Source organism: Azospirillum agricola (assembly GCF_017876095.1).
Lineage (GTDB): Bacteria > Pseudomonadota > Alphaproteobacteria > Azospirillales > Azospirillaceae > Azospirillum > Azospirillum agricola.
In genome coordinates this window covers 64,484-87,477 of the sequence record NZ_JAGINM010000011.1, presented here as the reverse complement: position 1 = coordinate 87,477, position 22,994 = coordinate 64,484, and the positions used below count along the sequence as shown (strand labels likewise).

Below are 22,994 nucleotides of genomic sequence, written 5' to 3'. Positions count from 1 at the left end.
CGTGACACCCCTCGTTCATCTTCCCTGGTGAACGAGGGATGCAATGCTACAGTCGCTGTCGACGCTCCACAGGACCTGGACCGAGAAGCATCGGGCCTCCGCCGAAGGCGGCCGCAACGCCCTGCGAGGGTTTCGCTACCAGACGCTGCTGGCCATCGCGAAGGCCCTGGACATCCACCGGACCAAGGCGCGCGACCGGATCCGCGCCGACGTTCTCAACGAACACCTGTCCGACCTTTGCGTCATCGCCGACACGCCGTCCATCGTGCAGGTCAAGCGCACGCTCGACGCCACGACGCTGAAAAAGGCGTTGCGGGAGCTTTGGACGATCCACGAGGTCGCCAGCGATTCGACCCCGGACTTGCTGGAGGCCGCCATCGGCCTGACCTACGGCGTGTCCGCCCGCTTCGACAAATGCGGCGACCCCCAGGCCACCATCGATGGCTGGGCGCCGGACACCGCCGCGTCGCAGGAGCGCATCGACGATTTCAAGCGGCGCCTGACGGTCCGTTTCGAGGTCGACCCGGAAAACGAGATCTTCGAACGGCTGGCCAACGACTTCCATGACCCGTTCCCGCGCCGCACCCTGAACGTCTGGCTGGGAGAGGAGTTCAACGGCTGCGAGACGGAGGTCGGCCGCCTGATGCAGCGCGTCACCGACAAGCTGGTGGAGCTGCGGCAGGCACGGGCGGAGGAACGCCGCCCCGCCGAGCTGATGCTTGTCCGCGAGGCCGACGAACCGCCGCCCGACACTCTGCGCCATGACGGGGTCGGCCGCGCGGTGCTGACCGGCGAGGCGCCGAAGCTGGATCATCTGCGGCGCGGTTTCTTCGCGCCGCGCGCGGTCTACCGGGACCTCGTCGACCAGGCGGAGTCCTGGATCGAAACGCGGACGGAGCGTTGGGATCCGACCGACGGCACGCTGCGGATGCTGTGGCTGCAAGGCCGGTCGGGAACCGGCAAGAGCGTCGCCCTTCTGCACATGATGACCGCGCTCCGCAAGCGCCGGCATGGCCCGGTCCTGTGGATCGGCAACACCATCCGGCAGCTTCCCACGGCGATGCGGATCGCGCTCGACCTTGCCGCCGCCCAGGATGTCCAGCCGATCATCGTCATCGACGATCCCTACGCCCCCAACGCGGTCGACGCGCCCTTCACCTTCTGGGACGAGGCCTATTCCCTGCTGGAGACGCGGGAGAACGGCGCGCGGCTTCCCCTGATCCTCGCCTGCGGACCGGGCGAGCAGATCGACGTGTGCGAAGGCGACCTGACCGCCGACCGCATCGCCATCGACCGCCTCCCGCTTCCGCTGGAGGATGCGGCGGAACGGCAGAGCCTGCGCCTCTGGTACCGTGACCGCACCGGCGAAGACCCGCCCCGCTACGCCGAGGGCGAGGATGTTCTCCTGGTCCAACTGTTCCACGATTGGGCGCACCGGGAACGCCTGGACCATTTCGCCGACCGTTTCCGCAACCGCATCCGCGCCATGGCGGCCGCTGGACTGGAAGGGCTGTTCAGCCAGATCATCGCCCTCAACCGTCTCTATGTCGGCTATCCCGACGCCGCGCTCGAACGGCTCGACGACCGCATCCAGGGCTGCATCGCCCAACTGACCGAGGAATTCCACCTCGCGATCCATGACGGCGAGGACGGCACGGCGCTCGGGCGTCCGGGCGTGTGGCTGAAGCACCCCCACCTCAGCAACGTGATCTACGATCGTTGGTTCAACCCGGACTCGCCCAGCCAGCGCCCGGTCCGCAACGGCCATCTGCGGGACGCGACGCTCGCCGCGCAGCAGCATGGACGCACTCCGCAGCAGCGGACCGCCCCCTTGTGGACCATCAGCCGCGGCTCCAGTCTGGAGGGGGTCGATCTGACCGGGCGGCTGTCCGTCAAGGACGCCCTCGACGTGCTGCTCCAGGTCTACAGGCGGTTGGACGACACCCGGAACGATCTGTCCCGTCTGCCGGTGTGGATCGAGATCGAACGGCGCTTTCCCGAGCTGAGGCTGGATCCGTCGCCATGGCGGGCCGCGCTTGGGCAACTGGCCGGCGCGACGCCGGCCGACAAGGGGCTCCGCCTTACGGCACGCCATCTGCTCAAGACGGCGAAGGGACTCGGGGATGCCGAGCGGCGCCAGATCGAAACGGCGGTCGGGGATCTGCTGGAGCGCTTCGCCGACACGGGATGGCATGACTGGCGCCCCCTGGCCATCGAGGCGACCTTCACGACGGGCAATCCACGTTTCGCGCGCCTTCTCGCCCGGATGCTGGGACGTCAGGGCTCCGCGTCGGTCAGCCTCGAAGTGTCCACCCTTCTCGACCGTTGGCCCGACGATCCGGACGTGACCGCCGCCGCCATCCAATGGCTGGACCGCGTCCCCGCCACCAGCATCGGCTGGTCATGGATATGGGAGAAGGTTTGGAGCCGCGCCTCCCATGACGCCGCGCTGCAACGGCTTTCCCACCGTGTCATCGACGCTTGGCGCACGCCACCGACCTTCTGGAGCTTCATCTGGGAGCGTTTGTGGGAGCTGTCGAGCGGCGCGCCCAGTTTGAAGCTTTGCGCCCTTGGTTGGCTCGGCCACATCGAACCAAGCCACGGCTCCTGGTATTATGTCTGGGTGAAGCTCTGGGAGACCGCGCCGGGCGACGGAGAGCTGGACCGGCAGGCAAGGGAATGGCTCGGACGTGTCGAGCCGACCCATGGCTCCTGGAAGTATGTCTGGGAAAAGCTCTGGAAGGCCGCACCAGGCGACGGGGAGTTGGACCGGCAGGCAAGGGAATGGCTCGGGTGCGTCGAACCGGACCATGGCTCCTGGGGATTCGTCTGGATCAAGCTCTGGGAGGCCGCGCCGGGCAACGGAGAGTTGGACCGGCAGGCAAGGGAGTGGCTCGGACGCGTCGAGCCGGGCCATGGCTCCTGGAAGTATGTCTGGGAAAAGCTCTGGGAGGCCGCACCAGGCGACGGGGAGTTGGACCGGCAGGCAAGGGAGTGGCTCGGACGCGTCGAGCCGACCCATGGCTCCTGGAAGTATGTCTGGGAAAAGCTCTGGAAGGCCGCGCCGGGCGACGCGGAGTTGGACAGGCAGGCAAGGGAGTGGCTCGGACGTGTCGAGCCGGACCACGGCTCCTGGAAGTATGTCTGGGAAAAGCTCTGGGAGGCCGCGCCGGGCGACGCGGAGTTGGACCGGCGGGCAAGGGAGTGGCTCGGACGCGTCGAGCCGGACCATGGCTCCTGGAAGTATGTCTGGGAAAAGCTCTGGGAGGCCGCGCCGGGCGACGCGGAGTTGGACCGGCGGGCAAGGGAGTGGCTCGGACGTGTCGAGCCGGACCATGGCTCCTGGAAGTATGTCTGGGAAAAGCTCTGGGAGGCCGCGCCGGGCGACGCGGAGTTGGACCGGCAGGCAAGGGAGTGGCTCGGACGCGTCGAGCCGGGCCATGGCTCCTGGAAATATGTCTGGGAGAAGCTCTGGGAGGCCGCGCCGGGCGACGCGGAGTTGGACCGGCGGGTCAGAGAATGGCTCGGACGTGTCGAGCCGGGTCATGGCTCCTGGGCATTTGTCTGGGAGAAGCTCTGGGAGGCCGCGCCGGACAACGGAGAATTGGACCGGCGGGCCAGGGAATGGCTCGGACGCGTCGAGCCGGACCACGGATCCTGGGGATTTGTCTGGATCAAGCTCTGGGAGGCCGCGCCGGGCGACGCGGAGTTGGACCGGCAGGCCAGGGAATGGCTCGGCGCCGTTCGACCACGGCATGGCTCCTGGCAGTATGTCTGGGAAAAATTGTGGCGGGCTTCGCCCGACGGTGATCTGGAAAGACTGGCACGCGCCTGGCTGGGCAAAGCCCCTTGCAGCCATGGATCGTGGAAGTATGTCTGGCGGGCGCTCTGGAAAGCCCATCCGGGAGATCGCGACCTGACGAGCGCGGGGCGGGACGCGCTTGCGGCCACAGCCGGGCAGGACCACAAATGGGACATGATCTTCCTTCCCATGGCTGAGGTCCTGGCGGCTTCCGGCGCCGTGCCGGACAGCGGGATGGCCGAATGGGCAAGGCAATGGCTGGCGCGCTTCCCCGATCATCCCCAATGCAGGACCGTACGGCGGAGCCTGGGCGGGACCGGCAAAGCCGGACCGGCGAAGGCGCCGCCGTCCTAAGCCGCCCCGCATCGGCGAAAGGGGTACGCCGTCCATCGGCGCCTCCCCATCGGTGAACGATCGTTTTGGAGTCTGGCGCCGCCGCCCCGCCGCCGCTACAAGATGCCTTGATCGGTCCACCACCCGAAGGCGGTCTCCCGCATGCTGAAGCGCCTGTACGACTGGACGATGGCCAAGGCCGCCTCGAAGGACTCCACCAAGTGGCTGGCCGCCGTGTCCTTCGCGGAAAGCTCCTTCTTTCCGCTGCCGCCGGACCTGCTGCTGGTGCCGATGGTCATCGCCAACCGGCGGGCCTGGTGGAAGCTGGCGACCATCTGCACGCTGGCCTCGGTGGTCGGCGGCATCGCCGGCTACATGATCGGCTATTTCCTGTACGAGACGCTCGGCCGCTGGGTCATCGACTTCTACCACCTTGCCGACAAGTTCGACGCGCTGCGCCAGACCTTCGTCGAGTACGGGGCCGAGATCCTGATCATCAAGGGCATGACGCCCATCCCGTACAAGCTGCTGACCATCACCGCCGGGGTGGCGCACCTGAACCTGTGGGTGTTCATCGGGGCGTCGATCATCTCGCGGGCCATGCGCTTCTTCCTGGTGGCGGCGCTGCTGTATTTCTTCGGCGAACCGATCCGCGTCTTCATCGAGAAGCGGCTGACCCTGGTCACCAGCGTCTTCGCGGCGGCGCTGATCGGCGGTTTCCTGGTGGTGAAGCTGTTGTAGGCGGCCCCTCCCCGCGACGCCCACGCGACGGCGTCTTGGCGGCGGCCTCGTGAAAGTCTTTGTGTCCGCCGTGTCTTCGTGGTGAAACGCGCGGACAACCGCCGCAACGACCCGACAGGACCGACATGCCCCCGCGCGGGCGCCCGCCCCTTCCCCAACACCCCCGCCCCGCTCGGCAAGCGCCGTTCCAGGAGGAGGCGCGCGCCAAGCTGTTCCGCGTCGCCGGTCTCGCCGCCGTCTCGGCCCTGTTCGAGCACGAGCCGGCCCGCGTCGAGCGCCTGTTCTTCGACGAGCGGCTGAAACCGGCGGTGGGCGGCTTCTGCAAGACCATGGCCGCCGCCCGCAAACCCTACCGCATGGTCGAGGGCGACGAGCTGGCGAAGGTCGCCGGCACGGTGCTGCACGGCGGGGTGGTGGCGCTGATGGCGCCGCGCACGCTGCCCGCCCTCGACGGCGAGACGGCGCGGCGCTGGAGCGAGCCGCTGCTGATCCTCGACGGGGTCGGCAACCCGCACAACCTCGGCGCCATCCTGCGCACCGCCGCCTTCTTCGGCCTGCCGCGCGTCGTGCTGTCCGACCATCCGGGGCAGGCCCAGCCGTCGGAGGCCGCCTACCGCGTCGCCGAGGGCGGCTTCGAATGGGTCGAGCTGTTCAAGGCCGCCAACCTGCCGGCGCTGTTGAAACGGCTGCGCGCGACCCACCGGGTCGTCGGGACCGCGCTCGATCCCAAGCGGGTCTCGATCGATGTCGGCGGGCTGACGGCGGGCGGGGCTAAGCCCCTTGCCCTGGTGATGGGCAACGAGGAGGACGGCATCCCGCCCGCCACGCTGGCCGCCTGCGACACGGTGCTGACCATTCCCGGCAGCGGCCGGGTGCAGTCGCTCAACGTCGCCGCCACCGCCGCCATCCTCATCCACGCGCTGGCGGCGAGGCCCTGAGCGGCGGCCTCATCGCAACGGTCAGTGGCCGCCCAACGCGATGAGCAGCACGATCGCCACCCCGGCGAGGCTCGCCAGCGGCAACATCTCCACCCCGTCGCGCGTCCAGGTCGGCGAGGCGCCATGGCCGTGGGCGCCATGCGACGCGCCGGCGGCGATGTCGTCGGCCCAGCCATGGCGCGACGGCACCGCACCGGGGGCCGACACCGCCGGGGCGGCCGGGCTGGCGATGTCCACCACGCCGTCCCCGCGCCGGTAGTCGCCGGACGGCGCGCCGCGCGAGCGCATCAGGCGGGAATCGTCCAGTTCGACCTCGACCCCGGCGGCCTCGATGCGCTCGACGGCGGCGGCGATCTCCTCCGGGGTCATCGTCTCGATCGGCAGGGCGGCGCCGAGCGCCTCGGCGCCCAGGCGGTTGCCGGAACGGCGGCCCTGCTCGATCAGGGATTGGAGGGTCGCGTCGCTGACGGGCTGGGTGGTGGCCATGATCATCGTCTCCGCAAAGAAGGCTGTTTCCAGATGAACAGCCGGACCCGGCCCCAAGGTTCCCGGCCGATTCCCGACCGCCCCGCTCGGGCTTGCTTCCGGGTTGCGGCGATCCGACATTAGGGGTCATCCCATCGCACCATCCATCGGAACGGAGACCAGCATGCTGGGGCAGTTTCTGCGCAAGCCGGCCACCCTGCCGGGACCGGACGAGGCGCTTCCCGGCCGAAGCGAACCGATCCCGGTTCCCGACCGCCACGCGATCAACGGCAACCCGCTGAAACCACCCTACCCTGCCGGGCTGGAGGTGGTGGATGTCGGGCTCGGCTGCTTCTGGGGGGCGGAGCGCAAGTTCTGGCAGATCCCCGGCGTCTGGGTGACGGCGGTCGGCTACCAGGGCGGCCACACGCCCAACCCGACCTACGAGGAGGTCTGCTCCGGCCGCACCGGCCACACCGAGGCGGTGCGCGTCGTCTACGACCCGGCGGTCGTGAGCCTCGACACGCTGCTGCGCGCCTTCTGGGAGGCGCACGACCCGACCCAGGGCATGCGCCAGGGCAACGACGTCGGCACCCAGTACCGCTCGGCGATCTACACCCACACGGCGGCGCAGCTGGAGGCGGCCCAGGCGACGCGCGACGCCTACCAGCAGCGGCTGAAGGCCGCCGGCTACGGCCCCGTCACCACGGAAATCCGCGAGGCGCCGCCCTTCTATTACGCCGAGGGCTATCACCAGCAGTATCTCCACAAGAACCCCGGCGGCTATTGCGGCCTGGGCGGCACCGGGGTGAGCTGCGCCGCGTAACAAGGGAGCAGACCCCGAAAGGTGCGGCATAAAGGCCGCGGCCCGGCGGACACCGGCCGGGCCGCCCGTTCGGGGTAAGCCCTTGCGGTTGCGTGGCGGGGTTGCTTGCGGGTATGGTTCGGGCGGTCCATGAAAGCTCCCGCGGCGTCACGCACCCGGGGCGCCGCCCGTCCTGCTGCGATCATCGATGACAAAGGAAAGAACCGAGCTGGCGACGCCGTATCTCAGCGGCCTGCTCGATTTCTGGCTTACCAAATCCACCGGCGGCCGGCCTCCGTCGCCGACCAGCATCGCCCCGGCCGACCTGCGTCCGTGGAAGGACAACATCGTCGTCTTCGAGGTGATCGGCGACGACGTCGGCGACGGCGGGGCCTTCGTCTATTCCTATTACGGCAAGGCGCTGGCCGCCGCCTTCGGCCATTCGCGCCTGGGGGCGACGGTGGACGTCCTGCCGGCGGAGCAGCGCGCCATCCTGCAACCCGAATACGACACGGTGCGGCGGGAACGGCGGCCGGTGGCCCGCGTCTACACCGCCGAATTCGCCGGCCGGACCCGGAGCTGGGAACGGCTGGTGCTGCCGATGTCGAGCGACGGCGCCACCATCGACAAGCTGCTGGTCGCCGCCTACGAGGTGACCGCCCGCCCGGCCGCGCCCCCGCCGGGGGCCACCCCTCCGGCCGACAGCCCGCCGGCCGGCGGCTCTCCCTCGCCGGAGATGGCGCCGGAGATGGCGCCCGATGCGCCGGCCGACCAGCCGCCCGCCGCCGATCAAGACACCGACCAGAACACCGAACAGAAGCCGGGAGCCTCGGCATGACGCCGCGTATGCCGCACCTCGCCGCCCCCCCGACCCAGTCCGGCGTCGTCACCGCCGACGAATTCAACCTGTGGTGCGCGCTGAACGGCCGCCCCTTCAACCTCGTCCCCAACGCGCGCGGCGAGGGCCGCGTGATGTGGGACGTCGAGGTGCTGCCGGGCACGCCGCGCGCCGGCACCGTCTATTCCACCAACCTGTCCGACGAGGCGCTGGCGGTGGTCGCCGGCTTCGCCTTCCTGTCGGGGGTCGAGTGGGCCTACGAGGCGCGCGAGCCGACCGAGTCAGCGGTCGCGGCACCGGCCACGGCGGCCCCAACGCCGGAGAGCGCCGACGCCGGGGCGGAGCCGGACATCGCGGAGACCGAGGCGGCGGCGGAGACCGAAGCCGCAGGGGACGCCGCCGGGGAAGCCGCCGGGGACGCCGACATGGTGGCGGACGCGGACACCGCCGAAACCGGCATCGGGGCCGGCACCGCGCCGGAAGCCCCGGAGGACGCGGACGGCTACCCGACGGTCTATTCGCTGCCGGCGGTGACGCTGCTCCAGAGCCCGCCGCCGCGCCCGCCGCAGCAGCATGACGAGGCGCTGCTGGCCCGCAACGCGCGGATGCTGGAAACCGTCCTGAAGAATTTCCGCGTGCGCGGCGAGATCATGGACGTGCGCCCCGGCCCGGTGGTGACGCTCTACGAATTCGAGCCGGCGCCCGGCACCAAGTCGGCCACCGTCATCAACCTGACCGACGACATCGCCCGCTCGATGAGCGTGGTCACCGCCCGCATCGCCATCGTCCCCGGCCGCAGCGTCATCGGAGTCGAGCTGCCGAATCCGGTGCGCGAGATGGTCTATCTGCGCGAGAGCTTCGACCACGACGCCTTCCGCAACACCAACGCCCAGCTCGCCATCGGACTCGGCAAGGACATCAGCGGCGAGCCGATCGTCGCCGACCTCGCCCGCATGCCGCACCTGCTGGTCGCCGGCACGACCGGCTCGGGCAAGTCGGTGGCGATCAACACGATGATCCTGTCGCTGCTCTACCGGCTGCCGCCGGAGCGCTGCCGCTTCATCATGGTCGATCCCAAGATGCTGGAGCTGTCTGTCTATGACGGCATCCCGCATCTGCTGACCCCCGTCGTCACCGACCCCAAGAAGGCCGTGGTCGCCCTGCGCTGGGCCGTGCGCGAGATGGAGAGCCGCTACGAGGCGATGTCCAAGCTCGGCGTCCGCAACATCGAGGGCTACAACGCCCGGATGACCGAGATGATCGCGGCCGGCGAGAAGATGCCGCGCCGCGCGACGCCGGCCGGCGAGCCGGAAAACGTCTTCGACATGACCCCGCAGGAGCCGACGCCGCTGCCCTACATCGTGGTCATCGTCGACGAGATGGCCGACCTGATGCTGGTCGCCGGCAAGGAGATCGAGGCGGCGATCCAGCGTCTGGCGCAGATGGCGCGCGCCGCCGGCATCCACCTGATCATGGCGACCCAGCGCCCGTCGGTCGACGTCATCACCGGCACCATCAAGGCCAACTTCCCGACCCGTATCAGCTTCCAGGTGACGTCGAAGATCGACAGCCGCACCATTCTCGGCGAGGCCGGGGCGGAGCAGCTGCTCGGCCAGGGCGACATGCTCTACATGCAGGGCGGCGGGCGCATCACCCGCGTCCACGGCCCCTTCGTCTCCGACGCCGAGGTCGAGGAGATCGTCCAGTACGTCAAGGCGCAGGGCGCCCCCAACTACGTCACCGCCATCACCGAGGAAGAGGAGGAGGCGGCGGCCGTCGAGGACGACGAGGGCGGCGGCGGCGGCCTGTCGGGCGACGACCTCTACATGCAGGCGGTCAACCTCGTGGTGCGCGAGGGCAAGGTGTCGGTCAGCTTCATCCAGCGCCAGCTCCAGATCGGCTACAACCGCGCCGCCCGTCTGGTCGAGCGCATGGAGACGGAGCGCGTCGTCGGCCCGGCCAACCACCAGGGCAAGCGCGAGGTCCTGCTGTCCAGCGCCGGCCTGTCGGCCAAGCGCGCCGGCGTCTAGGGCGGAAGCGGCATGGCGGGCAAGGGTGACGCCGTCGAGGCCCTGGTCGCGCGCATCGGCGAAAACGACGCGCTGATTCATGCCGTCGTGCAGGCCGTGCGTCAGGCCGTCCGCGCGGCGGTTCCCGGCGTCACGGAGAGCGTGAAGTACGGCGGCGTGATGTTCGAAGGCTCCGCCCCGTTCGGCGGCGTGTTCGCCTACAAGGGGCACGTCTCGCTGGAGTTCAGCCGGGGATGCGACCTCGACGACCCACGGGGCGTTCTGGAAGGCAGCGGGAAGTTCCGCCGCCACATCAAGCTCCAAAGCGTCGCGGACGTGGAGGCCAAGCATCTGCGGGATTACGCCGCCCGGGCCGCCGCCAACGCCCGGTCCCCCGCCTGACACCGCAAGGACGAGCCCCAGCATGAACGCCAAGGCCCATTTCGACCGCCTCGCCCTCTACAACCGCTGGGCCAACCGGCGGCTCTACGAGACGGCGGCGCAGCTCGCCGACGCGCAGGCCCGCGAGGATCGCGGCGCCTTCTTCGGCTCGGTCCTCGGCACGCTGAACCACATCCTGGTCGCCGACCGCATCTGGCTGGAGCGCATCGAGGGCGGCGGCCCGAAGCCGTCGGCGCTCGACGAGATCCTGCACGACCGCCTCGCCGACCTGCGCGCCGCCCGCGAGGCCGAGGACGAGCGCATCATCCGCGTCGTCGCCGAACAGCCGGAGGAACGCTTCGAGGCGCCCCTCGCCTACCGCAACATCGCCGGCACCGCCTACGAGCTGCCGTTCGGCGAGGTGCTGACCCACGTCTTCAACCACCAGACCCATCATCGCGGTCAGGCGCACGGCCTGCTCAGCCAGTTCGGGCTGAAGGCGCCGGTCATCGACTTCGTCTATTTCCGGCTGAACCCCTAACCATTCCGGTCCCGATGCCCCGTCCGATCACCGACCTCGCCACGCTGGAGGCGCTCTACGGCGAACCCGGCGCCCCGTCGATCGCCAAGGAGGTCCCGAGCCTCACCCCCGGCTACCGCGCGCTGATCGAGGCCTCGCCCTTCCTGGTTCTGGCGACCAGCGGGCCGGAGGGGCTCGACGCCTCGCCGCGTGGCGACGGCCCGGGCTTCGTCCGCGTGGCGGACGAGCGCACGCTGCTGCTGCCCGACCGGCGCGGCAACAACCGCATCGACAGCCTGCGCAATATCCTGCACGACCCGCGCGTCGGGCTGCTGTTCCTGGTGCCGGGCGTCAACGAGACGCTGCGGGTCAACGGCCGCGCCGTGATCGACGCCGACCCGGACCTCTGCGGCTCCTTCGCGGTGGACGGCAAGGCGCCGAAATCGGTGCTGGTCGTCACCATCGACTCAGTGTTCTTCCAATGCGCCCGCGCCTTGCTGCGCTCCCACCTGTGGGACCCGGCGACTCAGGTGCCGCGCGCCAGCCTGCCCTCGACCGGCACGCTGCTCGCCGAGGCCAGCGCCGGGCGCGAGGGCGGCGAGGCCTATGAACGGTCGCTCGCCGAACGGATCCCGAAGACTCTCTACTGAGCGGCGAGCGGCAGCCCCGCGTCGCCGCCCTCCAGCCCCTTCGCGCCCAGGACGTCGTCGCGCAGCCGGATGGTGAAGACCGAGCCGGAGCCCTTCACGCTGTCCACCGTCAGCGTCCCGCCATGGGCGGCGACGATCTTGTGCGTCATGTAGAGGCCGATTCCCGACCCCTTGGTCCCCCGCGAGGATGCGGCGCGGAAATAGATGGTGCCGATGCGCGCGACCTCCTCCGCGCTCATGCCGCGCCCGTGGTCGGTGACGCGGATGGCGACACCGCCCTCCTCCTCCCGCGCCTCGACGAAGACGGTGGTGTCGGGCGGCGAGTAGCGCAGCGCGTTCTGCACGAGGTTGGTCACCGCCACGCCGAGAAACTGCGAATCGACCCGCAACGGCCGGTTCGGCGCCTCCACCGTCACCGTCAGCCGCGCCTCGCCCCCCGGCACCGCCAGCCCGTCGAGCGCCTGCCCGATCACCGTCCCCAGCGCCACCGGCTCCGGGTTCAGCGCCAGCGCGCCCTGGTCGAGCGCCTGCGACGACAGGAACATCTCCACCAGATCGGCGAGCTTGCGCGTGGTGGCGCGGACGCGGTCCAGCCGCTTCAGGGCGCCCGGATCCTCGATGCCGCCGGTCAGCGCGATCATCTGCGCCGCGCCGTCGATGGAGGCCAGCGGGGTGCGGAACTCGTGCGACAGCATGGCGATGAAGGTGCGCTGCTCCTCCGCCCGCGTGGTGGCGAAGAGGGTCTCCTGCTCGGCGCGGACCCGCTCGGTCTGGAGACGGCGGATGCGCAGGGTCAGGCCGGCGCCGAGGATCAGGAAGGCGACGATCGAGCCGAGCTGGTAGGGATCGACGATCAGCCAGTCGAGCGGGATGCCGCCGCGCAACGCCGCCTGCGCCACCGAGATGCCGACCACAGCGGTCAGGGTGCTCGCCAGATAGAAGCGCAGGATCACGTCGCGGGGGTTGCGCCGGATCAGCAGGACGATCAGCACCAGGCTGATCGCGGTGAGGATGGCGGCGACGAGCGACACCAGCGGATTGGCGATCATGAAGAACGACGGCATCACCGACGTCACGGACAGCAGCGCGGCGAACAGCGCGGCTCCGAGGTAGACCCGGTGCAGGCGCGGGAAATTCCGCCGCAGGTCGAGCAGGCGGTCCCACAGGATCAAGGCCATCGCGCTGCCGAGCAGCCCGGTGCCGCCGACCTCCAGATTCATCAGCCAGCCCGGCGCGTCCGGTTGCAGCGCCGCGGCGATGCCGTTGGCGAACAGATAGTACAGCAGGGCCGAGGCGATGTGGCCGGTGTAGGCGAGAAGCGCCGTGTCCTGCAACATGACGCCCAGCGCCCCGTAACCCAGCACCAGGATCGCCAGCACCCCGAGAAACATCCCCTGGAACAGCAGGGTGCGGGTCTGCTGGCCGACGAAGGCCTTGGATGTCCACAAGGTGCCGTACAGAGTGATGGCGCTGACCGAATCGACGCGCAGATAGACGGTGACGACCCGTCCTTCCGGCAAGTCCAGCGGGGTGGCGTGCAGGCGGCTCTGCATCGGGCGCTGGCTGTAGGGAACGAAATCCCCCATGCGGATCACCCGGAAATCCTCGGCGCCCGTGGCGGGCCGGGCCGGGTCGATCGGAACATGCAGGTCGAGATGGTCGATGTAGGCCTCGCCCAGCTCCATGATCCAGGTGGCGGGCGCGCCGGGTTCGCGCAGCAGGTCGAAGCGGTACCAATGGATGTCGCGGGTCTGCCCGGCCCCCCGGAAGGCGGTGCGGGGAACGAAGCCTCCCAAGTCGCCCTTGCCTTCCCCCCTGCCCTCCCCTTTGGCGTCGGCGCGCAGGACATCCTCGAAGGACAGGGAGCGTCCATGGTCGACAAGCTGGCCGAAATGGGTGGACAGCGACACCCCCTTGGTCGCGGGCGACAGCCGCAGGACGCCGACACCGTCGGCCAGCGCGCTTGCGCCGCCCCCCAGCGCCGGAAGGAGGACAAGGAGCAACAGGAAGGTCAGGCGGCGCAGCACCGCCGCCACCGCTCGCCCCTCACCCTCCCCGCCCGACCTCCGGCCCATCGCCGTCCGCCCTCCCCAGGCCACGTTGCATGGTTGACATAGCCGCCCGTTCCCTAGGATTTTCTTAAACTTGTATGAAATTCCGATCCATCTCCGTGGCGCTCATATCCGCGACGGGGACAGGCGGAATTCGATCACGGCGTCGGTCGTGCTCAAGGCGCTGACCAGCCTCATCGGATCGCACGCCCCCATCGCTTGCAGCACGAGCTGGTATTCGAACTGGCCGCTGCCGTTCCTCAGATGGAAGGCCCAGTCGATGACCTCGAAGCCCTGCTCCTTGGCGCGGGCGCGCAGTTCCTCGGCCGGCGGCGCCTTGTCGCGGGTGAAGACCAGGGTCAGGTGCATCACCGTCTGGTGGGGCAGCGCCGTCTCCAGGCGGCGGAACGCGCTCATGATGAAGGCGCTGAGCAGCGCCGCCCCGATGGCGACGAGGTAGAAGCCGAGGCCGATGGTCACGCCGATCGCCGCCGTGCACCAGATGGAGGCGGCGGTGGACAGGCCGCGAATCGACAGCCCCTCCCGCATGATCACCCCGGCGCCGAGAAAGCCGATGCCGGTGACGATGCCCTGGATGACGCGGGTCGCGTCGCCCGCCCCGGCCCCGGGCTGCGGCCCCATCCCGCCGTACCACATGCCCGGATAGGCGTTGACCACCGTCAGCGCGGTCGAGGCGAGGCAGACCAGCCCGTAGGTCCTCATCCCCGCCGCCCGCCCGTGGTAGCTGCGCTCGTAGCCGAGCAGCATCCCCACCCCCAGCGCGCCCACGAGGTGGAGCAGGATCAGGCCGTTGGTCAGCAGTTCGGCGCGGGACCAGTAGGCGAGCAGGACATCCATCGGCAGTGGTCCGGAAGCGGGTGCGACAAGTTCGCCCAACCTTACATCCCGCTGATTATCAAAAGATTTTCACAAGCGCCAGGACCGTGAAAAAGACCCCATTTGACCTGAGTCAATTCCAAGCCCAGCCAAAGGACCAATACTAAGGGATGAAACGGTCTCATCCCTCGGGACCGCCTTCCTCGACGGATCGAGACAGATCATGACGCCTTCCGCATCCCCCGGTTCCTCGCGTCGCTCGGAAACCCTGATGTTCCTCGCGTTGTCGGTCCTCGTCTGGCCGGTGGTCGCCGTCGGCTCGGTCGGGGCCTACGGCTTCGCCATCTGGATGTACCAAATCCTGACGCATTGAGTGCCCGCCATGACCGCCACGCCAGAGACCCACATCTCAAGCCTCGTCATCCAGCACAGCCCCGACCGCACCGAGGCGGTCCGCGAGGCGGCCTCGTCCATCGCCGGTCTCGACTGGTGCGCCTCGGAGAACGGCAAGGCCGTGGTGACGCTGGTCACCGCCAGCGCCGGCGCGGTCATCGACCACATCGCCACGCTGAACGCCGTCCCCGGCGTCCACACCACGACAATGGTCTTCCATCACTACGAACCGGCGGACTGAGGGACGACCCGAGCCCCACCCGAACCCTCCCCCGCCTCGGCGGAGGAGGGAGCTCCGCCGCACTTCCGCCAAGCTCCTGCACGAATCCCCTCCCCTCTGAAACGGAGGAGGGTCGGGGTGGGGGCAAGCCATGAGAGCCCGCCCGAGGGCCAGGAGACACCCGCATGAACCTGTCACGCCGCGATTACCTGAAGGCGCAAGCCGCCGCTGCCGCCGCCGCGGCGGCGGGAATCAGCCTGCCGGCCTCCGCCGCCCCCCTGCTGACCGGCGAGGGCGCCAAGCTGAACTGGTCCAAGGCCCCCTGCCGCTTCTGCGGCACCGGCTGCGGCGTGATGGTCGGGGTGAAGGACGGCCGCGTGGTCGCCACCCACGGCGACGTGAAGGCCGAGGTCAACCGCGGCCTGAACTGCGTGAAGGGCTATTTCCTCTCCAAGATCATGTATGGCGAGGACCGGCTGACCCAGCCGCTGCTGCGCATGAAGGACGGCAAGTTCGACAAGGAGGGCGAGTTCACGCCGATCTCCTGGGACGCCGCCTTCGACATCATGGCCGAGAAGTGGAAGGAGACCCTGAAGAAGAAGGGCCCGACCGCCGTCGGCATGTTCGGCTCCGGCCAATGGACCATCTACGAGGGCTACGCCGCCTCCAAGTTCATGAAGGCCGGCCTGCGCTCCAACAACCTCGACCCGAACGCGCGCCACTGCATGGCGTCGGCGGTGGCCGGCTTCATGCGGACCTTCGGCATGGACGAGCCGATGGGCTGCTACGACGACATGGAGCAGGCCGACGCCTTCGTGCTGTGGGGCTCCAACATGGCGGAGATGCACCCCATCCTGTGGACCCGCGTCACCGACCGCAAGCTCGGCCACGCCGACTGCAAGGTCGCGGTGCTGTCCACCTTCGAGCACCGCAGCTTCGACCTCGCCGACATCGGCATGGTGTTCACGCCGGGCTCCGATCTGGCGATCCTGAACTACATCGCCAACCACATCATCAAGACCGGCCGGGTCAACCAGGAGTTCGTCGCCAGGCACTGCAACTTCAAGCGGGGCCGCGACGACATCGGCTACGGCCTGCGGCCCGAGCACGCGCTGGAGAAGAAGGCGAAGAACGCCGACAAGGCCAACGACTCCGACCCGATCAGCTTCGAGGAGTTCGCCAGGTTCGTCGAGCCCTACACGCTGGACAAGGCGCACGAGCTGTCGGGCGTGCCGAAGAACCGGCTGGAGGCGCTGGCCGAGCTGTACGCCGACCCCAAGGTGAAGGTCATGTCCTTCTGGACCATGGGCTTCAACCAGCATGTGCGCGGCGTCTGGGCCAACAACCTCGTCTACAACATCCATCTGCTGACGGGGAAGATCTCGCAGCCCGGCTGCGGCCCCTTCTCGCTGACCGGCCAGCCGTCCGCCTGCGGCACGGCGCGCGAGGTCGGCACCTTCTCGCACCGGCTGCCCGCCGACATGGTGGTGAACAACCCGGAGCACCGCCGCATCGCCGAGGAGATCTGGAAGCTGCCGGCGGGAACCATTCCCGAGAAGCCGGGCTACCACGCCGTCCAGCAGGACCGCATGCTGAGGGACGGCAAGCTCAACGTCTATTGGGTCCAGTGCAACAACAACATGCAGACGGCGCCGAACACGGCGAAGGAGACCTTCCCGGGCTACCGCAACCCGGAGAACTTCATCGTCGTCTCGGACCCCTACCCGACGGTGACGGCGCTGGCCGCCGACCTGATCCTGCCGACCGCCATGTGGGTCGAGAAGGAGGGCGGCTACGGCAACGCCGAACGCCGCACCCAGCTCTGGCGCCAGCTCGTCACCGCGCCGGGCGGGGCGCGCTCCGACCTCTGGCAGATCATGGAGTTTTCCAAGCGCTTCCAGATCGAGGACGTCTGGCCCGAGGAACTGCTGAGCAAGAAGCCGGAGCTGCGCGGCAAGTCGCTCTATGACGTGCTGTTCCGCAACGGGCAGGTCGACCGTTTCCCGCTGGCCGATCTCGACCCGAACTACGAGAATGTCGAGGCGAAACAGGCCGGCTTCTACGTGCAGAAGGGGCTGTTCGAGGAATACGCCGCCTTCGGGCGCGGCCACGGCCACGATCTGGCGCCCTTCGACCAGTACCACCAGGAGCGCGGCCTGCGCTGGCCGGTGGTCGACGGCAAGGAGACCAAGTGGCGCTACCGCGAGGGCACCGACCCGTACGTCAAGGCCGGCGAGGGCATGCGCTTCTACGGCAACAAGGACGGCAAGGCCAACATCTTCGCCCTGCCCTACGAGCCGCCGGCCGAGGCGCCCGACGCCGACTACCCGTTCTGGCTCAGCACGGGACGCGTTCTGGAGCACTGGCACAGCGGCTCGATGACGCTGCGGGTGCCGGAGCTGCGCAAGGCGGTTCCCAACGCCGTGGTGTACATGCACCCCGACGACGCCAAGCAGCTCAACGTCCGGCGCGGGCAGGAGGTGCGCGTCACCTCGCGGCGCGGCGAGGTGCGGGTGCGGGTGGAGACGCGCGGGCGCAACAAGCCGCCGCGCGGTCTCGTCTTCGTCCCCTTCTTCGACCACACCGTGCTGATCAACAAGGTGACGATGGACGCCACCGACCCGATCAGCAAGCAGACCGACTACAAGAAGTGCGCGGTCAAGATCACGCCCGTCCTGAGCGCGTGAGGAGGAACCCTGCCATGAAGACCCGCATCCTCATCGCCGCCCTGGCCTTCCTCGCCGCCGCCCCCGCCTTCGTCACGGGGGTGGTCGCGGCGGACGGCCCGGCCGGTCCCAAGCTGCCCTCCGGCCCCCACCCGATCACGCTGGACGTCCAGGCGGAGAGCACCCACCGCGAGATCGTCGACGACGTGAAGAACATGCGGAACTACGCCGACCAGCCGCCGCTGATCCCGCACGCCATCCGCGACTACCAGATCGACCTGAACATCAATAAGTGCATGACCTGCCACGACCGCCGCAACACGCAGGGGTCGCAGGCGCCGATGGTCTCGGTCACCCATTTCCAGGACCGCGACGGGCAGACGCTCGGCACCGTGTCGGCGCGCCGCTACTTCTGCACCCAGTGCCATGTGCCGCAGACCGACGCCAAGCCCATCGTCGGCAACAGCTTCCGCGACTTCGACGCGGTGCTGGGAACGGCGGGCCGGGAAGGCGGGAAGTAAATGGCGATCAAGACCTTCCTGCTGCAATGCTGGCGCGTGTTCGCGCGCCCCAGCGTGCATTTCAGCCTGGGCTTCCTGACGCTGGGCGGCTTCATCGCCGGCGTCGTCTTCTGGGGCGGCTTCAACACCGCCCTGGAGGCCACCAACAAGGAAGCCTTCTGCATCAGCTGCCACGAGATGCGCGACAACCCCTACGAGGAGCTGAAGCAGACCATCCACTTCACCAACCGCTCGGGCGTGCGGGCGAGCTGCCCCGACTGCCACGTCCCGCACGAGTGGACCGACAAGATCGCCCGCAAGATGCAGGCCTCGAAGGAGGTCTGGGGCAAGATCTTCGGCACCATCGACACCCGCGAGAAGTTCCTCGACAAGCGCCGCGAACTGGCCGAGCACGAATGGAGCCGGCTGAAGGCGAACAACTCGCTGGAATGCCGCAACTGCCACAGCGCCGAGTCGATGGACATCACCAAGCAGAACCCGCGCGCGGCCAACATGCACGAGACCTACCTGTTCACCGGCCAGAACACCTGCATCGACTGCCACAAGGGCATCGCCCACCGTCTGCCCGACATGCACGGCATCGATCCCGGCTGGAGCATGAAGACCAGCGCGAAGTAATCGCCCGCCCCTCTCCGCCGCCGTCCGGCCTGCCCTCCGGGCAAGGCGGACGGCGCGGCTCCCGACGCGGAGCGGAACCGGCCCAAAGAAAAGGCCCAAAGAAAAAGGCCCTTCCTCCTGGTGGAGGAAGGGCCTTTTTCTTGGAAAGCGTTCCCGGCTCAGCGGAACTCGACCGTCACGATCTCGTACAGCTTGGAACCACCGGGGGTGGAGACCTCCACGCTGTCGCCGACCGACTTGTTGATCAGCGCGCGGGCCAGCGGCGCCTGGATCGACAGCAGGCGCTGCTTGATGTCGCTCTCGTCCTGGCCGACGATCTGGTAGGTCGTCTCCTCGTCCGTGTCCTGGTCGGCCAGGGTCACGGTGGCGCCGAACTTCACGGTGTCGCCCGACAGCTTGGCCGGGTCGATGACCTCGGCCCGGCTGATCTTGTCCTCAAGCTCCAGCACACGGCCTTCGATGAAGCTCTGCCGTTCGCGCGCGGCGTGGTATTCGGCGTTTTCCGACAAGTCCCCATGTTCGCGCGCTTCGGCAATGGCCTTGATGACCGCCGGACGCTCGGTGATCTTAAGGTGCTTCAATTCCTCCTGGAGGCGGTTGAAGCCCGCCGCTGTCATCGGAACTTTTTCCATCTGTTCGGTCCATCACCGCTTGCAGTCGTTCGACTTGTCCAAAGCGACATCAAGGACGAAGACGGCGCGGAGGAGGTCCGCCGCGCCGTCGTCCGTCCTTAATACGATCCGCTAAGGTACGACTGCAACGGGGCGACTTCAAGGCTGCCGTTCCGGAGTGCGGCAATTGCTTCCACCGCCGCGCGCGCCCCCGCCACCGTGGTGTAGTACGGAACGTTGTAGGTCAGCGCGGTTCGCCGCAGGCTGAAGCTGTCGGACAGCGCCTGGGCGCCCTCCGTCGTGTTGATGACCAGATGGACGTCGCCGTTGATCATGGCGTCGACGATGTGCGGCTGGCCCTCGGCGACCTTGTTGATCGATTCGGCCGGGACGCCGGCGTCGGCGAAGACCTTGGCGGTGCCCGACGTCGCCAGCACGCGGAAGCCCATCTCGTGCAGCTTCTTGGCGATGACGGCGAGCGCCGGCTTGTCGCGGTCCTTGACCGAGACGAAGACCGTGCCCTTGACCGGCAGGTTCACCCCGGCGCCGAGCTGCGCCTTGGCGAAGGCGAGCGCGAAGTTGTGGTCGAGCCCCATCACCTCGCCGGTCGACTTCATCTCCGGCCCCAGCACGATGTCGACGCCGGGGAAACGGGCGAAGGGGAACACGGCCTCCTTCACGGCGGTGTGCGGCGGGGTCGGGCCGGTCAGCGTGAAGGCCGACAGCTTCTCACCGGCCATGACGCGGGCGGCGATCTTGGCGATCGCGGTGCCGGTGGCCTTGGCGACGAAGGGCACCGTGCGCGAGGCGCGCGGGTTGACCTCCAGGATGTAGACCATGCCGTCCTTGACCGCGAACTGCACGTTCATCAGCCCGACGACCTTCAGCGCGTGGGCCAGCAGGTCGGACTGGCGGTTGATCTCGGCGATGGTCTCGGCCGGCAGCGAGTAGGGCGGCAGCGCGCAGGCGCTGTCGCCGGAATGGATGCCGGCCTCCTCGATGTGCTCCATGACGCCGGCCACATAGACGTCGGTGCCGTCGCACACCACGTCGACGTCCACCTCGATGGCGTCCTGGAGGTAGCTGTCGATCAGCACCGGGTTCTTGCCCGACACCTGCACGGCGGTGGCCATGTAGCGCTGGAGACCGGCCATGTCGTGGACGATCTCCATCGCCCGGCCGCCCAGCACGTAGGACGGGCGGATGACGACCGGGAAGCCGATCTTGGCGGCGACGGCCTCGGCCTCCTCCAGCGAACGGGCGAGCCCGTTGGCCGGCTGCTTGAGGTTCAGCTCGTGCAGCAGGCGCTGGAAGCGCTCGCGGTCCTCGGCGAGGTCGATGGCGTCCGGCGAGGTGCCGAGGATCGGGATGCCGGCGGTCTCCAGCGCGGCGGCGAGCTTCAGCGGGGTCTGGCCGCCGAACTGCACGATGCAGCCCAGAACCGTGCCCTTGCGCTGCTCGACGCGCACCAGCTCGACCACGTCCTCGGCGGTCAGCGGCTCGAAATAGAGGCGGTCGGCGGTGTCGTAGTCGGTCGAGACCGTCTCCGGGTTGCAGTTGACCATGATGGTCTCGATGCCGGCCTCCTGGAGGGCGTAGACGGCATGGACGCAGCAATAGTCGAACTCGATGCCCTGGCCGATGCGGTTCGGACCGCCGCCGAGGATGACGACCTTGCGCTTGTCGGTCGGGTCCGACTCGCACTCCGCCTCGCCCGACCCGTCGGTCTCGTAGGTCGAATACATGTAGGGCGTGGCCGAGGCGAACTCGGCGGCGCAGGTGTCGATGCGCTTGAACACCGGCGTGACCCCGGCCATGCGGCGCGAGGCGGCGACCGCCAGCTCGGTGGTCCGGGCCAGTTCGGCCAGACGCGCGTCGGAGAAGCCCATCTGCTTCAGCGCCAGCCAGCCGGCCTTGGTCGAGGGCAGGCCGTCGCTGCGGATCGCCGCCTCGCGGTCGACGATCGCCTTGATCTGCTCCAGGAACCACGGGTCGTACTTCGAGGCGTTCTGCACCTCGGCCACCGTGAAGCCGTGGCGGAAGGCCTGGGCGATCACCAGCAGGCGGTCGGGCGTCGGCTTGGCCAGCGCGCCGCGGATGGTCGAGCGGTCGGGGTTGCCGTCGCCGATGAGGACCTCGTTGAAGCCGGTCAGGCCGGTCTCCATCGAGCGCAGCGCCTTCTGCACCGATTCCTGGAAGGTGCGGCCGATCGACATCGCCTCGCCGACCGACTTCATCGAGGTGGTCAGCAGCGGCTCGGCGCCCTTGAACTTCTCGAAGGTGAAGCGCGGCATCTTGGTGACGACGTAGTCGATCGTCGGCTCGAAGCTGGCCGGCGTGGTGCCGGTGATGTCGTTGGTCAGTTCGTCCAGGCGATAGCCGACCGCCAGCTTCGCCGCGATCTTGGCGATCGGGAAGCCGGTGGCCTTGGAGGCCAGCGCCGAGCTGCGCGAGACGCGCGGGTTCATCTCGATGACGATCAGGCGGCCGTTGGCCGGGTTGACGGCGAACTGCACGTTCGACCCGCCGGTGTCGACGCCGATCTCGCGCAGCACCGCGATCGAGGCGTTGCGCATGATCTGGTATTCTTTGTCGGTCAGCGTCAGCGCCGGGGCGACGGTGATCGAATCGCCGGTGTGGACGCCCATCGGGTCGATGTTCTCGATGGCGCAGATGATGATGCAGTTGTCGGCGCCGTCGCGCACGACCTCCATCTCATACTCCTTCCAGCCCAGCACCGATTCCTCGATCAGCACCTCGCCGACCGGGCTGGCGCGCAGGCCGCCGCGCACGATGTCCTCGAACTCCGCCCGGTTGTAGGCGATGCCGCCGCCGGTGCCGGCCAGCGTGAAGCTGGGGCGGATGATGGCCGGCAGCCCGACCAGCTCCAGGGCCTCCATCGCCTCGGTCAGCGTCTTGACCATGCGCGAGCGCGGGCTCTCCAGCCCCAGCTTGTCCATGGCGTCGCGGAACAGGATGCGGTCCTCGGCCTTGGCGATGACGTCGCGCTTGGCGCCGATCATCTCCACGCCCAGCCGCTCCAGCGTGCCGTCGTCGGACAGCGCCATCGCCGTGTTCAGCGCGGTCTGGCCGCCCATCGTCGGCAGCAGGGCGTCGGGGCGCTCCTTCTCCAGGATCCGGGCGACGACGGCCGGGGTGATCGGCTCGATGTAGGTGGCGTCGGCCAGACCGGGGTCGGTCATGATGGTGGCCGGGTTGGAGTTGACGAGGATGACCCGGTAGCCTTCCTCGCGCAGCGCCTTGCACGCCTGGACGCCGGAATAGTCGAACTCGCAAGCCTGTCCGATGACGATCGGACCCGCGCCGATGATGCAGATGGATTTGATGTCGGTGCGTTTGGGCATGGGTCCGCTTCTCGAAGTTTGGTCAGCCGAAAGCCCCCCAGGCGCCGGGAGGAACCGGAGACGGGGAGCCGGGGGTGAGCATGTCGTGCAAGGCCCCCTTATAGGGGGTTCGGGTCCGGGGGGGAAGGGGTGGCATGGATGCCACCCTCGCATGACTGGATCCCGCGCCCCGCGCCGCCGCCCTTGAACCCCGCCGCAAAGCTGGGCATCAATCCATGCACCCCTCTTTG

19 protein-coding genes are annotated in these 22,994 nt (G+C 68.8%); 14 read left to right on the top strand and 5 right to left on the bottom strand.

Annotated elements, in window-relative coordinates; translation table 11 throughout:
* Window positions 1-43 precede the first annotated feature (43 nt).
* The 3 genes from J2847_RS17595 to J2847_RS17585 all read left to right on the top strand — a co-directional run bounded on the left by J2847_RS17595 (window position 44) and on the right by J2847_RS17585 (window position 5,814).
* A complete protein-coding gene (locus J2847_RS17595; RefSeq protein WP_209780201.1) occupies window positions 44-4,156 on the top strand; it encodes a P-loop NTPase in 4,113 nt (1,370 codons plus the stop codon).
* A gap of 141 nt (window positions 4,157-4,297) precedes the next feature.
* The gene (locus tag J2847_RS17590; RefSeq protein WP_209780200.1) at window positions 4,298-4,876 is read left to right on the top strand and encodes a YqaA family protein; all 579 of its coding nucleotides are present in this window, start codon (window positions 4,298-4,300) and stop codon (window positions 4,874-4,876) included.
* Window positions 4,877-5,001: 125 nt separating this feature from the next.
* Window positions 5,002-5,814 (top strand): TrmH family RNA methyltransferase, encoded by an 813-nt coding sequence (locus J2847_RS17585; protein ID WP_209780199.1) that lies wholly within the window; start codon window positions 5,002-5,004, stop codon window positions 5,812-5,814.
* 21 nt (window positions 5,815-5,835) lie between these two features.
* On the opposite strand, the gene J2847_RS17580 is transcribed toward J2847_RS17585, so the two are convergent.
* Complete coding sequence (locus J2847_RS17580) at window positions 5,836-6,300, bottom strand: RNA polymerase sigma factor region1.1 domain-containing protein (protein ID WP_209780198.1); 465 nt, start codon at window positions 6,298-6,300, stop codon at window positions 5,836-5,838.
* Between the two features lie 163 nt (window positions 6,301-6,463).
* Between J2847_RS17580 and msrA the strand changes: the two genes are divergently transcribed.
* The 6 genes from msrA to J2847_RS17550 all read left to right on the top strand — a co-directional run bounded on the left by msrA (window position 6,464) and on the right by J2847_RS17550 (window position 11,482).
* Complete coding sequence (gene msrA, locus J2847_RS17575; RefSeq protein WP_209780197.1) at window positions 6,464-7,105, top strand: peptide-methionine (S)-S-oxide reductase MsrA; 642 nt, start codon at window positions 6,464-6,466, stop codon at window positions 7,103-7,105.
* A gap of 187 nt (window positions 7,106-7,292) precedes the next feature.
* Window positions 7,293-7,922 (top strand): PAS domain-containing protein, encoded by a 630-nt coding sequence (locus J2847_RS17570; RefSeq protein ID WP_209780196.1) that lies wholly within the window; start codon window positions 7,293-7,295, stop codon window positions 7,920-7,922.
* On the top strand, window positions 7,919-9,952 hold the full coding sequence (locus tag J2847_RS17565; RefSeq protein WP_209780195.1) for a DNA translocase FtsK: 2,034 nt from the start codon (window positions 7,919-7,921) through the stop codon (window positions 9,950-9,952). The genes J2847_RS17570 and J2847_RS17565 overlap by 4 nt, the downstream gene beginning before the upstream one ends.
* Before the next feature lie 12 nt (window positions 9,953-9,964).
* Complete coding sequence (locus tag J2847_RS17560; RefSeq protein WP_209780194.1) at window positions 9,965-10,333, top strand: DUF1801 domain-containing protein; 369 nt, start codon at window positions 9,965-9,967, stop codon at window positions 10,331-10,333.
* 22 nt (window positions 10,334-10,355) lie between these two features.
* Window positions 10,356-10,853, top strand: a complete 498-nt coding sequence (locus J2847_RS17555) for a DinB family protein (protein ID WP_209780193.1) — start codon at window positions 10,356-10,358, stop codon at window positions 10,851-10,853.
* 14 nt (window positions 10,854-10,867) lie between these two features.
* A complete protein-coding gene (locus tag J2847_RS17550) occupies window positions 10,868-11,482 on the top strand; it encodes a pyridoxamine 5'-phosphate oxidase family protein (protein ID WP_209780192.1) in 615 nt (204 codons plus the stop codon).
* On the opposite strand, the gene J2847_RS17545 is transcribed toward J2847_RS17550, so the two are convergent.
* Window positions 11,476-13,557 carry a sensor histidine kinase gene (locus J2847_RS17545; RefSeq protein ID WP_209780191.1) on the bottom strand — a complete coding sequence of 694 codons (2,082 nt, stop codon included), beginning with the start codon at window positions 13,555-13,557 and terminating at the stop codon, window positions 11,476-11,478. The genes J2847_RS17550 and J2847_RS17545 overlap by 7 nt on opposite strands.
* A gap of 102 nt (window positions 13,558-13,659) precedes the next feature.
* A complete protein-coding gene (locus tag J2847_RS17540) occupies window positions 13,660-14,391 on the bottom strand; it encodes an MgtC/SapB family protein (RefSeq protein ID WP_209780190.1) in 732 nt (243 codons plus the stop codon).
* Window positions 14,392-14,593: 202 nt separating this feature from the next.
* Here J2847_RS17540 and J2847_RS17535 point away from each other — a divergent pair, with 202 nt between their 5' ends.
* The 5 genes from J2847_RS17535 to J2847_RS17515 all read left to right on the top strand — a co-directional run bounded on the left by J2847_RS17535 (window position 14,594) and on the right by J2847_RS17515 (window position 18,788).
* Entirely contained in the window at window positions 14,594-14,743 is a 150-nt protein-coding gene (locus J2847_RS17535; RefSeq protein WP_085555007.1) for a periplasmic nitrate reductase, NapE protein, read from the top strand.
* 9 nt (window positions 14,744-14,752) lie between these two features.
* On the top strand, window positions 14,753-15,004 hold the full coding sequence (locus J2847_RS17530; RefSeq protein ID WP_209780189.1) for a chaperone NapD: 252 nt from the start codon (window positions 14,753-14,755) through the stop codon (window positions 15,002-15,004).
* Window positions 15,005-15,168: 164 nt separating this feature from the next.
* Complete coding sequence (gene napA / locus J2847_RS17525; RefSeq protein WP_209780188.1) at window positions 15,169-17,670, top strand: nitrate reductase catalytic subunit NapA; 2,502 nt, start codon at window positions 15,169-15,171, stop codon at window positions 17,668-17,670.
* A gap of 14 nt (window positions 17,671-17,684) precedes the next feature.
* Window positions 17,685-18,170, top strand: a complete 486-nt coding sequence (locus J2847_RS17520) for a nitrate reductase cytochrome c-type subunit (protein ID WP_085555010.1) — start codon at window positions 17,685-17,687, stop codon at window positions 18,168-18,170.
* Window positions 18,171-18,788 carry a cytochrome c3 family protein gene (locus J2847_RS17515; RefSeq protein WP_085555011.1) on the top strand — a complete coding sequence of 206 codons (618 nt, stop codon included), beginning with the start codon at window positions 18,171-18,173 and terminating at the stop codon, window positions 18,786-18,788.
* A gap of 158 nt (window positions 18,789-18,946) precedes the next feature.
* On the opposite strand, the gene greA is transcribed toward J2847_RS17515, so the two are convergent.
* Together greA and carB are read right to left on the bottom strand one after the other, a co-directional pair.
* A complete protein-coding gene (greA, locus tag J2847_RS17510) occupies window positions 18,947-19,420 on the bottom strand; it encodes a transcription elongation factor GreA (RefSeq protein ID WP_085555012.1) in 474 nt (157 codons plus the stop codon).
* 98 nt (window positions 19,421-19,518) lie between these two features.
* Entirely contained in the window at window positions 19,519-22,764 is a 3,246-nt protein-coding gene (gene carB / locus J2847_RS17505; RefSeq protein ID WP_209780187.1) for a carbamoyl-phosphate synthase large subunit, read from the bottom strand.
* Window positions 22,765-22,994: the final 230 nt, after the last annotated feature.